This is a genomic window from Tistrella arctica (assembly GCF_039630945.1).
GTDB lineage: Bacteria > Pseudomonadota > Alphaproteobacteria > Tistrellales > Tistrellaceae > Tistrella > Tistrella bauzanensis.
In genome coordinates this window covers 451,040-464,510 of the sequence record NZ_JBBKTV010000006.1, presented here as the reverse complement: position 1 = coordinate 464,510, position 13,471 = coordinate 451,040, and the positions used below count along the sequence as shown (strand labels likewise).

Below are 13,471 nucleotides of genomic sequence, written 5' to 3'. Positions count from 1 at the left end.
CGCCGATCAAACAGACAGGTATGCCGACGGCAGTCTCTTCACGCACCGGCCGGCGATTTCCGACGCGCCGGCGGCTGTTTTCCGGGCTGATCGCTGCCCTGATCGTGGTTGCGGGTCTGGCGGCGGGCATCGCCGGCGGTGGTGGTGACGCCCGCGCCGCCGCGGCGGAACCCTTGATCCTGGCCCTGGGCGACAGCCTGACCGCCGGCTATGGCCTGCCCGAGGATCAGGGCTTCGTGCCCCGGCTGGAAGCGGCGCTGGCGGCGGAAGGCATCCGGGCACGGGTTGCGAATGCGGGGGTATCGGGCGACACCACGGCAGGCGGGCTCGCCCGGCTCGACTGGGCACTGGGCGGGCTCACACGGGCGCCGGATCTGGTGATCGTGTCGCTTGGCGCCAATGACGCGCTGCGCGGGCTCGATCCGGCCAAGGCCGAGGACAATCTGGCCCGGATCCTGACCATTCTGGGCGAACGCGGTCTGCCGGCGCTGCTGGTGGGGATGCGCGCGCCCAACAATTGGGGGCCGGATTACCGCGCGGCCTTCGACGGCATGTATGAGCGGCTGGCCGCCCGGTTCGACGTGCCGCTGGATCCGTTTTTTCTGGAGGGTGTGGCACTGGAACCGGGGCTGGTGCAGGCCGACGGGCTGCACCCGAATGCCGACGGTGCGGAACGCATGGCCGGACGGCTGGCGCCGGTGGTGATCCGGGCGCTTCAGGAGAGCCGCGTTCCCGAGGTGCCGGCGCAATCATGACCGCACAGGATGTCATGACACCGTGGATGTCGCGGACCGCGAGGGGTGCTAGGATCAACCAAAGAACGCGCCGTTGGCCGCATATACGGAAGGACGAGGAGACCCATGGAGCTTTCGGGCGAATACCGCATCCCCGCCGCCCCTGAAACGGTCTGGTCGAAACTGGTCGATCCGGCTGCCCTGAAGGATTGCATCCCCGGCTGCCAGTCGGTGGAACAGACCGGCGACAACCAGTACGCCGCGGTCGTGACCTCGAAGATCGGCCCGGTCAAGGCGACCTTCAACGGTCAGGTGACCCTGCTGGATCTGGACCCGCCGCACAGCTACAAGATCGCCGGTGAGGGCAAGGGTGGTGCCGCCGGCTTCGGCAAGGGCACCGCCGATGTGGCCCTGGCCCCGGATGGCGAGGGCGGCACGATTCTGACCTATAAGGCCGACGCCCAGGTCGGCGGCAAGATGGCCCAGCTCGGTGCCCGGCTGATCCAGGGTACGGTGCAGAAGCTGGCGGATGAGTTCTTCGCAAGCTTCGCCCGGCTGGCGGCCGAAGCCGAAGCCGCCGGCACGGCGAATGCCGCGGCCGCGGCGCCGGCGCCCGAGCCCGAGCCGGTCGCGGCGGCTCCCGCCAACCGGCCGGTGGTGCCCGATCACGGCGCGCCGGTCTCTCCCGCCGCCGCCGGCATGAGTGCCGCGGTCTCGCCGGCCGCGGCGGCGATGGGGCTGTCGGGCAGCCACGCGCCCCATGACGATCATGGCACGCATGGCCATGACGATCATGGCCATGACCAGGGTCATGACGGGCATGGTCATGGCGGCGATGCCCATGGCCACGGCCATGGCAAGGGCGCCAATCCCTTCGTCTGGCTGGGGGCGCTGGTGGTGGTGTCGCTGGTGCTGGTGCTGGTGTTCGGGTAATCAATGGCGGCATCACCCGATCCAGCCACCAGCGTCGCAGGAACCGACCTTGCTCACCAGACCGATGACTCTGACCCGTTTTCTGATCGAACAGCAGCGCCTGAACGGCACCATCCCGGCGCAGTTGCGGCTTCTGATCGAAATCGTCGCCCGCACCTGCAAGGCGATCAGCCATTCCGTCAACAAGGGCGCGCTCGGCGGCGTTCTGGGCAATCACGGCACCGATAACGTGCAGGGTGAGGCCCAGATGAAGCTGGACGTGCTCGCCAATGAAATGGTGCTCGACGCTAATGAATGGGGCGGGCATCTGGCGGCGATGGCGTCGGAGGAGATGGAAACCATCCATCTGATCCCCAATCGCTATCCCAAGGGCGAATACCTGCTGCTGTTCGATCCCATCGACGGGTCGAGCAATGTCGACGTGGATCTCAGCGTCGGCACGATCTTCTCGGTGCTGACCGCCCCCGAAGACGCATCGGGGCGGACCGTGGTCGAAAGCGACTTCCTGCAGAGCGGCCGTCGGCAGGTGGCGGCCGGCTATGCCATCTATGGCCCGCAGACCCTGCTGGTGCTGACGGTCGGCAGCGGTGTGTATGAATTCGCGCTCGACCGCGAACTCGGCTCGTGGGTGCTGATCACCGAACGGCTGCGGATCCCCTCGGGCAAGCGCGAATTCGCCATCAACATGTCGAACCAGCGCCATTGGTCGCCGGCGGTGCGCCGCTATATCGACGAATGCCTGGCCGGCGCCGATGGCCCGCGTGAGGCCAATTTCAACATGCGCTGGACCGGATCGATGGTGGCCGACATCCATCGCATCCTGAAGCGCGGCGGCGTGTTCCTCTACCCCTGGGATGGCCGCGACCCCAAGAAGCCCGGCAAGCTGCGCCTGATGTATGAGGCGAACCCGATGGGCTTCCTGATCGAACAGGCCGGCGGCCGCGCCACCAACGGTGTCGCCCCGATCCTCGACGTCGCCCCCGATGCCCTGCATCAGCGCATCGGCGTGGTGATGGGCGACCCGGCCGAGGTCGACCGGGTGGCCGCCTATCATGACGGGGATGTGGCTGGCTGATCGGCCGGCCAGCGGGCGGGCGACCTCATCGACAGATCCGGATCGCCCGGCCGCCCCTGTTATACCCTGCGGCCGGAGCAATAAGGTCGCGCGACACTGTCGCGTGACCTGCTGCTGCGTCTCGTGATGTCGACCGGCAGATCTTGATGAATTAACCTTCAAGGTGTATATAGCGGTGGTGGTCAAGCGCGAGCCGCATCATAACCTGACCGCCGTCCAGGCGAAGTTCGCGCAGGTGGAGACGCTGGAGGTTACCCGCACGGCCATCGAAGGCGCCCGTGCTCTGGGCTATTCGCTGAAGGACATTGTCGATGTGGTACAGGCGCTTGTGCCCGGTGACTTCGTCAAATCGGAAACGGCACATAGCCCGCCTAGTGCGAAGATATGGCACGATACCTATAATCTGCCGTGGGATGACCGGTGGCTGTATCTGAAATTTGCGGGCGAGATGCTGATCGACGTGAGGCTCACATCGTTCAAGGAGGTCGGCAATGGTTGAGACCCGCATCCATCCCGAAACCGGAAAGACCTTGCGGCGCGGCGAACGTCCGCAGACGGTAAGGTTCGGCTCGATGTCGCGGATCGTCGACGTGCCCGGCTGGTATCCGGATGACGACAGCGATTCGATCCATTCCGGGGCCGACCTTGCTGAGGCCGACCGCGTGTTCTGCGAGATGAAGGCCGCCTATGCGGCTCATATCCGTGCCGTCCGCAAGCGGCTGAAGCTGACCCAGGAAGAGGCCGGCCGGCTGATCGGCGGCGGCCGGCGCGCCTTCCAGAAATATGAAAGCGGTGCGATGGCACCAGGCGATGCGGCCATTGCCCTGATCGAAATCCTCGACCGCCACCCTGAGGAGATCGCGTTTCTGAAGTCGTTCAGGTCGGTGGCATAGGGCACGGCACGCTGCGCTCCGCCGACCTTTTCGCGCGTTTGGTGCCGGAGCACGGATGAACCAAGGGGGCATCCCGAAAAGCCGGAGCACGATCGGCGTCACCATGAATCCCTTGGCGGGCACTCTATTTCCTGAGGCGGATGCCCGGTCCCGCGGTCTCGTCGGCGTGGATGAAGATGATCCCGCTCTCTTCCAGAACCTGCTGCACACGATCCAGCGTGCGGGAATGCATGCTCCCCTTGTCGGCTTCAAACCGATGGATGGTTGACGGCGCCACATTGGCCGCTGTGGCCAGGTCTCGAACCCCAAGTCCAAGCGCGGTTCGCGCCAGCTTGATCTGCATAGGCGTGATCATCGGTACCTCATACTCAGATCACCGCACTGTGTCTTGACAAACTCAGAGCGGTGTGCTCATTATCGCGCACACCATTTCACAATGCCACCGATCTGGGTGCGGATCGGACCGAGCGCTTGCGCCGGGAGTCCCGCCATGTCTGAAGACAAAGCCGAGCCGACAGCCATGTCCCGCCGTACTCTGTTAAGTGCGACCTTGGCAGCCCCCTTAGCCTGCGTTTCACCAAGCGGTGCGTTGCACGTCCGGAACAGCCTCGTCGGCCGCTGCGCCAGATGGCTCGCCGTCGAGTTCGAGGCTGATGCACTCGCCCGTCGTTGGGCCGCGCTGGAGATCGCGGCCGGGTCTCGCTGCGACGACGTCCTGTCCATGAGGGCGGAGATGAGCGCGATCGAGGTGAAGCTCAACGCGCTCTGGCATGACCAGACGCGTCACTTCAGCGCCGTCACGACGATGGCCCCGAAGACTGTCCACGATGTCGCGAGCCTTCTGGTCGTCGCGGCCGCGATCGACGCACGCGACACAGGCCCCACCGGGCCGTTGCTGCATCAGGCGATGATGTTCTTCGCCAACACGACCTGTCCGGCTTGCGGCGCGCCGTATATCCCATCGCACCTTCCGCAGAAGCGGATAGATCCAGACAGCCGATGATCGCCGCGTTTTCTGATGCCCCGTGCTTCCGGGCGTCTTGCTGCGTGCGGATTGCGACACATACCGGTGCCATAACCCGTCGTCCGGATCAGATGTCGGGCTCGTGCTGACCCGCCTGACAGCATTGAGCGGGTAGCGACTGCTATCGCGAAAGCCTCGGGCGATGCGGGCGCACGTATCGCCGTGCTCTACATACCGCCCAGCCCATCTGCGCTCGATCGTTCAGCGCGCGGAGCTGCTGTCCATGGTCGACATCAAGAGCATGGGCGGTGAAGCCGAACAGCTTCCCATGATGGGCGCCTCATAAGGTCGTGCATAGACGCTATCAGCTTCTGAAGCGATTTCGATTTTGATACCAGAGCACGCTCTCGTCGGATGATTATTCGAGCGGGACGAATTTGACGTTGCCGCCACCGGAAACGATCTCGTGCTTCACCGGACGGCTTACCGTATGCTTGAGCCTCAATGGGAAAATACTGAATGAGATGCAACACAACTTATGAAGTCTGAGGTTCGGCGGGCATAGATAACGGCGGGTGCATGTCATGCAATATGAATATAACCCCTTTAATAAAATTTTTGATGAAATAACCCCAAATGATTTGGAAATACTTCATTCCGTCGCAGAAGGCTGGTACGTTGAGTACAAGCGGGAAGCGTCCGACGCGACGGCCATTGCCAAATCCGTTACCGCCTTCGCAAACACTTATGGCGGCTGGCTCTTCTATGGAATAGCAGAAAAATCCAAGGATGATGCCGTAGCAGGTGCCTTCCCCGGAATTGCCTGCAAGGACGCTGACGGTATTTTGCAACGCATTAGGCAGGCTGTTGCCAATCACGCACAACCCTCTCCATATTTCAGGTCAAAGGCACTGATGGGGCCGGTGGAGGCGATTGGGTTGCCGGAAGGTCGATGCGTGATAATGGCTCAAGTTCCATGGGGACAGGAAGCGCCATACATCCATAAAAGCGGCAGGATTTATCGTCGTGTCGGCGATGGCTCCGAACCTCGGCATGAGAATGACAGATTCATTCTAGATCAGCTTTGGAGTCGATCAGTAAAAATTACGCAAAAATACGCAGATTGGATCGGCCGTGCATTGGAAGTATCGGAAGCGGAGAAAAATTCCGCTTACATCCGACTCTTTATTATTGCCGATTTTTGGGGCGATCATGGATCGATGAACAGAATATCTCTTCGAAGATTGCGAGATATTATGTCAGATGTCAACGGGAGCTATAGAGTATCATTCGATAATATTTACTGGACGCCAAGTGGCTTCATCTGCCGTCATATAATGCGCAATGATCCCGAAATGCTGGGGCTGACATGGAAGTTGGGCGAAAATTTCCAGAGCGAGGTCATCATTCCGCTCTCGAAATTCCGTAACGGCAGCCTTGATGACCTTGGTGACTGGTTCGCGGGGTATGAACATATCGATCGGTTCCGGCAACTGTGCAAACAGCAGGGTTATTCGCGACCGACGCTTATTGACCTGAATATTCTTCTCCATGTGTTATTGGGTATCGCCAGTATTCAGGCGGCCTTGGCGAAAGAATTTGGTTGGACTGGCTCTGTCTTCGCTAAGGTGGAGATTTCCGGGGTATGGCGGACAATTCCATTCTTTGACACGTCTCATGTGCTCAATGAGTATGAGCAGCATGGCCTGCCTCTCAGTTTGCGGGACAAAATCACTATTCATGCGGGGACCGATCAGGGGAGCTTCATTGAACTTGATGGCCTCCAAGATGATGATCGTGGTATCCTGATGGCGACCAAGCTTTTTGTTATTATCGCGTTTGCGCTTGGCGTCTCGCCCGGCGCCGACCCGGATGACGACGGTTCAGAGTCCAGCAATTCGGTCGGTGATCTTCTCAAAGCTGGTGAGCGTGCACTCGACGTTCAGAAGAAACGAGCGCAGCGGGGGTGAATTCAGGCGCCGCCTGTGCCAGGTCATGAGCGTTTCAGCACGCACCATCACCAGTTCAGTGGGGCGTGCTTGCCGATCTGGCGCTGGCGGGGATGATCTCGACGGTCGCAGTGCTGCCGGAGATCAGCTTTATGCCGGCGGGGATGGGGTCGATGCGGATGCGGACCGGGATGCGTTGCGCGAGCCTGACCCACGAGAAGGTCGGCACCACTTTCGGCAGAAGATTGCTCGTGTCGCCCCGCTGATCGTCGGCGATGGCGGCAGCGATGCTCTCCACGCGGCCGGTGATCTCGGCATCGTCGCCCATCAGCCAGAGGTGGCCCCGGAAATCCGGACAGGGTTCTGCGGTTGCCCCGGGTCTGCGAGCGTGGCCATCGGAACCAGAAGCCCTGCCATCAGCAGCGGGTAGGTGTCGATGATCCACAGCACTTCGGTGTCGGAGGCATTCAGCGATTGCGTCAGCGTCGGGACGGCGACATGCAGGATTGTCATGTCGAGGACCACCGGGAGGAAGGTCAGCATGACTGCGACGAGGACAAACCAGCGGTTGGCTGGGAGAGAAGCGGACGACATCCCCTGAAAGGGGGCATATTGGTCATGCGGACTGATGCCAGTTTTCATCACCTTCAAAAACAAGAAGCCCATGGAAGAAACAACGCGATCCAGGATCATCGATGCTGCGGAAGCCCTGTTCTATGGGCATGGGCTGCGCAGCGTGAGTGTGGACGCGATCTCGGAACGCGCCGGGGTCACGAAACGTAGCGTCTACTATCATTTTGAAAGCAAGGACGAGCTGATCGCCGCCTGTCTGACGGCACGCGACGCCCCCACGGTCGAACGGTACAGACACTGGCTGGGAGACGATGACAGGCCATTGCCCGATCGGATCATGGCGATGTTCTCCGCGCTGGCGGAATATGCAAGCAGGCCGAATTGGCGCGGTTGCGGGTTCACCCGCGCGGCGGTCGAACTCGCCGGCCAGCCTGGGCATCCGGCTGTCGTGATGGCGGCGGATCACAAGACGCGGTTCGAGCACTGGCTCGCCGAGGAACTGGCGCGCGGCGGCGTTTCACATCCGGCGTTGGCGGGACGGCAGGTCATGATCCTCCTTGAAGGCGCCATCGCCCATATGCTGATCCACCGCGATGTCTCCTACGCACTGGCTGCGGGCAAGGCGGCGGTCGCACTCGTGTCAGCCGGATTGTCCGACGCGCCGGCCCCGGCGGAGACACAGATGGCCTGACGAGCAGGCCCGGATGTATACTCAATAGTGAATGTTCTGGCCTCGGCTTGCCCCTCTATCCTGAGGGCCTCTCTCATACGGAGGAAGCCCTTGCCGAACCGCCATGCCGGATTGTGGACACCGCCGCTGATCCTTTCGCTCGTCGCCGCGGGGACCATCCTCTCTTTGTCCATGGGGCTCAGGCAAAGCCTCGGCCTGTTCGTGGGACCGATGGTGCGCGACACCGGTATCACGGTCGCGACCTTCGGATTCGGTATGGCCATTCAGAATCTGGCCTGGGGCATCGGGCAACCCTTCATGGGTGCCCTGTGCGACCGCTTCGGCGGGCGCCTCGTCGTCGTCATCGCGTCGATGCTGTATTGCACCGGCCTCTATCTGACGGCGTCGGGCAGCCATATCGGGCTGTATCTCGGTGGCGGCCTGCTCATCGGGTTCGCCGTCGCGGGAACCTCGCACGGCGTGCTCGTCGGCATCGTGTCGCGTCTTGCCGCGCCGGAGGTGCGCGCGACGGCAATCTCCATCCTCGCGGCGGTCGGCTCACTCGGCACCTTCGTCATCGCGCCGACAGCGCAGGCGATGATCGAAGGCTGGTCCTGGGAGGTCTCGATGGGCGGGCTGGCGCTGCTTGCGGCGTCGATGGCAGCGGTTGCGCTGCTGTTCCGGCGCGGCAACGCCGAGGCGCGTGCAACGGCGCCGTCTCAATCGGTCGATGCCCGCCGCGCGATCATCGACGCACTCGCCAACCGCACGTTCATCATCACGACCCTCGCCTTCTTCGCGTGCGGGTTCCAACTGATCTTCATCGCGACCCACTTGCCGAACTTCATCGGCATCTGTGGCCTGCCGCCGTCCGTCAGCGCCCAGGCGATCGCGCTCATCGGTATATGCAACGCCGTCGGCACGCTGATCGCCGGCTATTTCAGCCAACGCTGGGGCAACCGGAACGTGTTGGCATTGATATACCTGTTGCGGACCGCATCCATCGCCGTCTTCTTCGCCCTGCCGGTCAGTGTCGAGACCACACTCGTGTTCGCTGCGGCGATGGGCCTTCTCTGGCTGAGTGTCGTTCCGCCCGTCAGCGGCCTTATCATCAACCTGTTCGGATCGGCGAATTTCGGCGCCCTGTTCGGCGTGATGTTCCTCAGCCATCAGGTTGGCGCGTTTCTCGGCGCGTGGCTCGGCGGCTTGAGCTACCAGTTGAGCGGCAGCTATTCACTCAGTTGGATAAGCCTGATCGTCGTTGGAACACTCGCGACGATTCTGCAACTGACGGCGGATGACGAAAGAGCCTGCAAACGCCTTGAGACGGCGATGTCGGCCGGATCGCGCGTCTCGCCCGGCGCCGACCCGGATGACGACGGTTCAGAGTCCAGCAATTCGGTCGGTGATCTTCTCAAAGCTGGTGAGCCTGCGCTCGACGTTCAGAAGAAACGAGCGCAGCGGGTGTGAATTTAGGCGCCGCCTGTGTCAGGTCATGAGCGTTTCAGCACGCACCATCACCAGTTCAGTGGGGCGTGCTTGCCGATCTGGCGCTGGCGGGGATGATCTCGACGGTCGCAGTGCTGCCGGCGATCAGCTTTATGCCGGCGGGGATGGGGTCGATGCGGATGCGGACCGGGATGCGTTGCGCGAGCCTGACCCACGAGAAGGTCGGCACCACTTTCGGCAGAAGATTGCTCGTGTCGCCCCGCTGATCGTCGGCGATGGCGGCAGCGATGCTCTCCACGCGGCCGGTGATCCGGGCATCGTCGCCCATCAGCCGGACGATGGCATGATCGCCGGGCGCGACCTGCCGCAGCTTCGTCTCCTCGAAATATCCCTCGATGCGCAGCGAGGCGGTGTCGACAAGGGCCACCGCCTGCGTCCCGGCCGCCAGAAAGTCGCCTGGATGGATGCCCAGATTGGTGACGATGCCGTCAACCGGAGCCCTGACCGATGATCGCTCCAGATTGAGGGCGGCGAGATCGCGGTCGAGTTGCGCCTGCCGATAGCGCGCCGCAGCCTGTCGGGCGTCGGCTTCCACCTGTTCCAGCTTCTGCCGGGAGACGGCCGCGCCTCTGAGCTGGCGATAGCGGACGAGATCTCGATTGGCCATGTCGAGGGCGGCCTTGCTGCCGTCAGCTTTGGCATCCGCCGTTTTCAGGGCAAGCGTATAGCGCGCCTGATCGATGCGGAAGATCACGTCGCCGGCATGAACCTCTTCATTGTCGTGCACCAGCACGTCGCTGACGAGGCCGGCGACGTCGGGCGCGAGACGCACCACATCGGCGCGCACGCGCCCATCCCGTGTCCACGGCGTCTGCTCATAGCGCCCCCACACCGGCCATGCGATGAAAGCGGCGGTCGCGACGAGGCAGAGGGTAAGGGCGTAACGGCCGAGCCGGGATAGAAAAGGCTTCATTGAAACAATCCGATCGACGGCAGGTGCTGCACGAGCAGAGCGTAAATGATGGCGAAGGTGGCGAGTTCGACGAGCGGCCGGTAAGCGAACATGCGGTAGATGCCCGCGACTGAGAGGAGACGGGTCACCGCGATGGTGACGCCCAGCGCCGCGACCACGAGCACCAGCAGGCCGGGAATGAGGACGCCCCCGATATTGAGATCGACGATCATGAGCGGCGCTCCCCGTCTGCGGTATCATGGTGACTGAGCGCGAACCGAAGGTCGATGAGCAGGTCGATCATCCGCGCGCGGTTGCTGATCGCGCTGCCGGCGATCATCTCCATCAGCGTCTCGATGCGCTGATCAAAGCCGGCGTGATCGGCCGGTCCCGTCGGGCTTCTGGCGCTGAAGCGTGCGGCGATCGCTGAAAGAAGGTCGCTCACCTCGTCGCCAACCTCGCCCTCGACCTGCGGGATCATCTTGCGAAGCTGGCCAGCGGCGTGACCGATGCGAAGATGGTGCAGGGTATCGTCGAGGACGCCTGAATAGTCTTTCCTGGACACGCGTAACCTCGGGAGGAGCAGCGCTGTCCGATCGATCATAAGGCTCGTCCAATGCGCCTCGTTGGGTGCTCCACCGAGTGCTCGTCGCTTAACGTCCCGCCGACTGACGTGAAGCAGGCGGTCGATCGCCGCGTCGACGGGCACGGTCTGGAACAGGGCCATGCTCACCACCCCGAAACCGACGGCCGCAAAGAGCGCGACGACGGTGTTGAGGGACGCGGCGAAATCGCCGGTGTAGGTGCTGCCCAGTCCTGAGAGGATCGGAATGGTGAGGGTGATGCCGAGCGCCATGAACGTTGTCGGGGGACGTGCCTGCAGCGAGCCGGCAAACAGGAATGCCGGGGCGAGCACCGCGACAAGCACCGCGAAGTCCGTGACCTGGGGAAGGATGGCGACGCTGTAGGCGAGACTGATCGCCACCCCATAGATCGAGCCGGTGATGTATTTGACGACGTTCGGCGCCGGCGCGTCGACATTTCCGAACAGAGTGCAGCATACCCCGAAAATGGAGACGGCCGTTCCGCCCTCGGGCCAGGCCGACCAGATCCAGAAGGCGCAGCCGATGAGAATGCCGGCGATCGCGCCCAAGGCAGCCCGGCCCGCCATCCACGGATCGCGGTGATAGACATAGCCTTTCGCGCGCCGCGGCCCATGGAGCCATGCCGTCTCGTGTGAGCGGCCGGCTGTCGTGATGTTTCGCCCAAGCCTGTCGCAGTCCTGGAGCAGGCCGATCATCTCGGCCAGATGACCGGCGAGATTGGCGGCGAGCCTGTCGCCCGGCGTCGCGGTGTCCGCGCTCAAACGCTTCCGGACCGCCCGCGCGTGGACGATCAGATGGCCGGCGGCGCTCTCCCGCTCGGCTGTCTCAACGGTCGCAATCCAGGTGTCGACGTCATCGAGCAGGGCGATCAGGTCACCGGGCGCGTTGTCGTCCCTGGCGCCAAGGGAATGGATCCGGTCTTCAATCTCCGTCGTGAGCGGAAGCAGTCGAGCGAGCCGGTCATGGATCAGTTGGAGCGTCTCACGACGCGGCGTTACGGGGGCCGCGTCATACGGCAGGTGAGTGCTGAGCCCCTGCAGCGCGAGGAGGTCCGCCGCGAGTTGGTTGCGGTCGCGGCGGTTTTGTCCCGGCGTTCCATTCAGCGCGTCGCCTGCCAGCCGGCGGGCATCCCGCAGCGTTGCCGACAGCTTGCCGGTGAACTGGCCGGTCATCCGCTTCGGCAGGATGTAACGATGTACCAGGACGGCGCACAGAATCCCGATCGAGATTTCCTGGACCCGCACCGAGGCCGGATCAAAGACCGTGCCTGGATCGAGCACGCTGGGGAAGCCGATCAGGCTCGCTGTATAGCCCGCAAGAACAAAGGCATAGGCTCTTGGCGTGCGATCAAGCAGCGAAAAGAAGAGGCAAAGGCCGATCCAGCAGGCAAGAACCGCGCTGCATGCGATCGGGTCGTTCACGACATTCGGGATGATCGCAACCGTCGCCACGGCGCCAATAATTGTCCCGACGAAGCGATAGATACCGCGGCTGAGTGACGCGCCGACCGAGGTCTGCGAAACGATATAGACGGTGACGATGGCCCAGAACGGCTTGGGGAGCCCGATACGCAGCGCGATGTAGTAGGCCAGCATTGCCGCGGTGAAACTCTTCGCCGAGAACAACATCGCATCTGCATCTGCCTTCACGGTTGGGCTTCGCAAGACATACGAAATCATCTCCGTTATTGCGGATCTGGCTCTCTCTATTGATCTGTTCGCAGATGATACGATGCTCATGCGGGCTAGTATTGCCGCGTTGCAAACTCAGGTAAATTCAGTATTCTGTCAGGAAATATCTAAAAGTGGCCAATCGATGCGCCTCTCACGATCAGCCGTTTCCGTCTTCGACCCCGATCTCACCGATCGCCCGGCAATCGCGCGCCAACTCGACTTCGCGGATCATGCGGCGGAAGTGCCGATGCACGTGCATCGCAAGGGCCAGTTGATCCTCGCGCTGCATGGGGCGGTCACCTGTACCGCGGACAACGAGATCTGGATCGTGCCGCCCAATTGCGGGGTCTGGATTCCAGGCGGGGTGCCGCATAGCGCCCGGGCGACAGCGAATGCCCGGCTCAATTATCTCTTCGTGGAGCCGGGGGCGGCGAAGCTGCCTGAGGATTGCTGCACGTTGTCCATCTCGCCGATGATCCGGGAAATGGTCGAACGGCTGGCTCAGGAGCCTGCCGACTATCCTTTGGAGGGTCATGCGTCCCGGCTTGCGAGGGTGGCTCTCGACGAACTGGCAGACATGCCGCGTGAGCGCTTCAACCTTCCCATCTCCCGTCATCCGAAGATCCGTGCGATAGCCGATGCCCTGACGGTCGAACCGTCCGACCGCACGACGTCGGCCGAATGGGCGAAGCGCGTGGCGATGAGCGAGAGATCGCTGGCCCGCCTGATGGTCCGGGAGACCGGCCTGACATTCGGACGCTGGCGGCAGCAGCTTCACCTTGTCGTCGCACTTCGAGAGCTGGCCAGCGGTGCAACGGTGCAGAACGTCGCGGCCGAACTGGGCTACGACTCGGTCAATGCCTTTATCACGATGTTCAAGAAGGCTCTCGGGAGCACGCCCGCCCAGTATTTCGCGCAACGCAGGGCGACGCGGCTCACAGCTCCGTAAACCGCGACAACGTCAGGTCGATGCGCCGTATGGGCATTCAAACTGCTGACGA

Annotated in this window: 14 protein-coding genes and 2 pseudogenes; 10 read left to right on the top strand and 6 right to left on the bottom strand. The window is 62.7% G+C overall.

Going from position 1 to position 13,471, the window contains the following annotated elements:
- Positions 1-20: 20 nt before the first annotated feature.
- The 5 genes from WG924_RS16215 to WG924_RS16195 all read left to right on the top strand — a co-directional run bounded on the left by WG924_RS16215 (position 21) and on the right by WG924_RS16195 (position 3,635).
- On the top strand, positions 21-755 hold the full coding sequence (locus WG924_RS16215) for an arylesterase (RefSeq protein WP_345934102.1): 735 nt from the start codon (positions 21-23) through the stop codon (positions 753-755).
- A gap of 105 nt (positions 756-860) precedes the next feature.
- Positions 861-1,667 carry an SRPBCC family protein gene (locus WG924_RS16210; protein ID WP_345934101.1) on the top strand — a complete coding sequence of 269 codons (807 nt, stop codon included), beginning with the start codon at positions 861-863 and terminating at the stop codon, positions 1,665-1,667.
- Between the two features lie 64 nt (positions 1,668-1,731).
- A complete protein-coding gene (locus tag WG924_RS16205) occupies positions 1,732-2,742 on the top strand; it encodes a class 1 fructose-bisphosphatase (protein ID WP_345934145.1) in 1,011 nt (336 codons plus the stop codon).
- A gap of 175 nt (positions 2,743-2,917) precedes the next feature.
- The gene (locus WG924_RS16200; protein ID WP_345934100.1) at positions 2,918-3,241 is read left to right on the top strand and encodes a type II toxin-antitoxin system MqsR family toxin; all 324 of its coding nucleotides are present in this window, start codon (positions 2,918-2,920) and stop codon (positions 3,239-3,241) included.
- Positions 3,234-3,635, top strand: coding sequence for a type II TA system antitoxin MqsA family protein (locus WG924_RS16195; RefSeq protein WP_345934099.1), 402 nt, complete (start codon positions 3,234-3,236; stop codon positions 3,633-3,635). The genes WG924_RS16200 and WG924_RS16195 overlap by 8 nt, the downstream gene beginning before the upstream one ends.
- A gap of 124 nt (positions 3,636-3,759) precedes the next feature.
- On the opposite strand, the gene WG924_RS16190 is transcribed toward WG924_RS16195, so the two are convergent.
- On the bottom strand, positions 3,760-3,990 hold the full coding sequence (locus WG924_RS16190; protein WP_345934098.1) for a helix-turn-helix domain-containing protein: 231 nt from the start codon (positions 3,988-3,990) through the stop codon (positions 3,760-3,762).
- Positions 3,991-4,125: 135 nt separating this feature from the next.
- Here WG924_RS16190 and WG924_RS16185 point away from each other — a divergent pair, with 135 nt between their 5' ends.
- Both WG924_RS16185 and WG924_RS16180 read left to right on the top strand, forming a co-directional pair.
- Complete coding sequence (locus tag WG924_RS16185; RefSeq protein ID WP_345934097.1) at positions 4,126-4,638, top strand: hypothetical protein; 513 nt, start codon at positions 4,126-4,128, stop codon at positions 4,636-4,638.
- Between the two features lie 545 nt (positions 4,639-5,183).
- Entirely contained in the window at positions 5,184-6,569 is a 1,386-nt protein-coding gene (locus tag WG924_RS16180; RefSeq protein WP_345934096.1) for an AlbA family DNA-binding domain-containing protein, read from the top strand.
- A 55-nt stretch (positions 6,570-6,624) separates the two neighbouring features.
- Here WG924_RS16180 and WG924_RS16175 read toward each other — a convergent pair.
- Together WG924_RS16175 and WG924_RS16170 are read right to left on the bottom strand one after the other, a co-directional pair.
- Positions 6,625-6,879, bottom strand: a pseudogene (locus tag WG924_RS16175) (efflux transporter periplasmic adaptor subunit); the annotation flags it as partial.
- 47 nt (positions 6,880-6,926) lie between these two features.
- A pseudogene (locus WG924_RS16170) lies at positions 6,927-7,142 on the bottom strand (MFS transporter); the annotation flags it as partial.
- Between the two features lie 34 nt (positions 7,143-7,176).
- Between WG924_RS16170 and WG924_RS16165 the strand changes: the two are divergent.
- A complete protein-coding gene (locus WG924_RS16165) occupies positions 7,177-7,812 on the top strand; it encodes a TetR/AcrR family transcriptional regulator (RefSeq protein WP_345934095.1) in 636 nt (211 codons plus the stop codon).
- A 90-nt stretch (positions 7,813-7,902) separates the two neighbouring features.
- Positions 7,903-9,261 (top strand): MFS transporter, encoded by a 1,359-nt coding sequence (locus WG924_RS16160; RefSeq protein ID WP_345934093.1) that lies wholly within the window; start codon positions 7,903-7,905, stop codon positions 9,259-9,261.
- Positions 9,262-9,316: 55 nt separating this feature from the next.
- Here WG924_RS16160 and WG924_RS16155 read toward each other — a convergent pair whose 3' ends face one another.
- The 3 genes from WG924_RS16155 to WG924_RS16145 are packed head-to-tail and all read right to left on the bottom strand — an operon-like array spanning position 9,317 to position 12,536.
- Positions 9,317-10,213, bottom strand: a complete 897-nt coding sequence (locus WG924_RS16155; RefSeq protein ID WP_345934092.1) for an efflux RND transporter periplasmic adaptor subunit — start codon at positions 10,211-10,213, stop codon at positions 9,317-9,319.
- The gene (locus WG924_RS16150; RefSeq protein ID WP_345934091.1) at positions 10,210-10,425 is read right to left on the bottom strand and encodes a DUF1656 domain-containing protein; all 216 of its coding nucleotides are present in this window, start codon (positions 10,423-10,425) and stop codon (positions 10,210-10,212) included. The genes WG924_RS16155 and WG924_RS16150 overlap by 4 nt, the downstream gene beginning before the upstream one ends.
- Positions 10,422-12,536 (bottom strand): FUSC family protein, encoded by a 2,115-nt coding sequence (locus WG924_RS16145; protein ID WP_345934090.1) that lies wholly within the window; start codon positions 12,534-12,536, stop codon positions 10,422-10,424. The genes WG924_RS16150 and WG924_RS16145 overlap by 4 nt, the downstream gene beginning before the upstream one ends.
- A 76-nt stretch (positions 12,537-12,612) precedes the next feature.
- Here WG924_RS16145 and WG924_RS16140 point away from each other — a divergent pair, with 76 nt between their 5' ends.
- Entirely contained in the window at positions 12,613-13,419 is an 807-nt protein-coding gene (locus WG924_RS16140) for an AraC family transcriptional regulator (protein WP_345934089.1), read from the top strand.
- Positions 13,420-13,471: the final 52 nt, after the last annotated feature.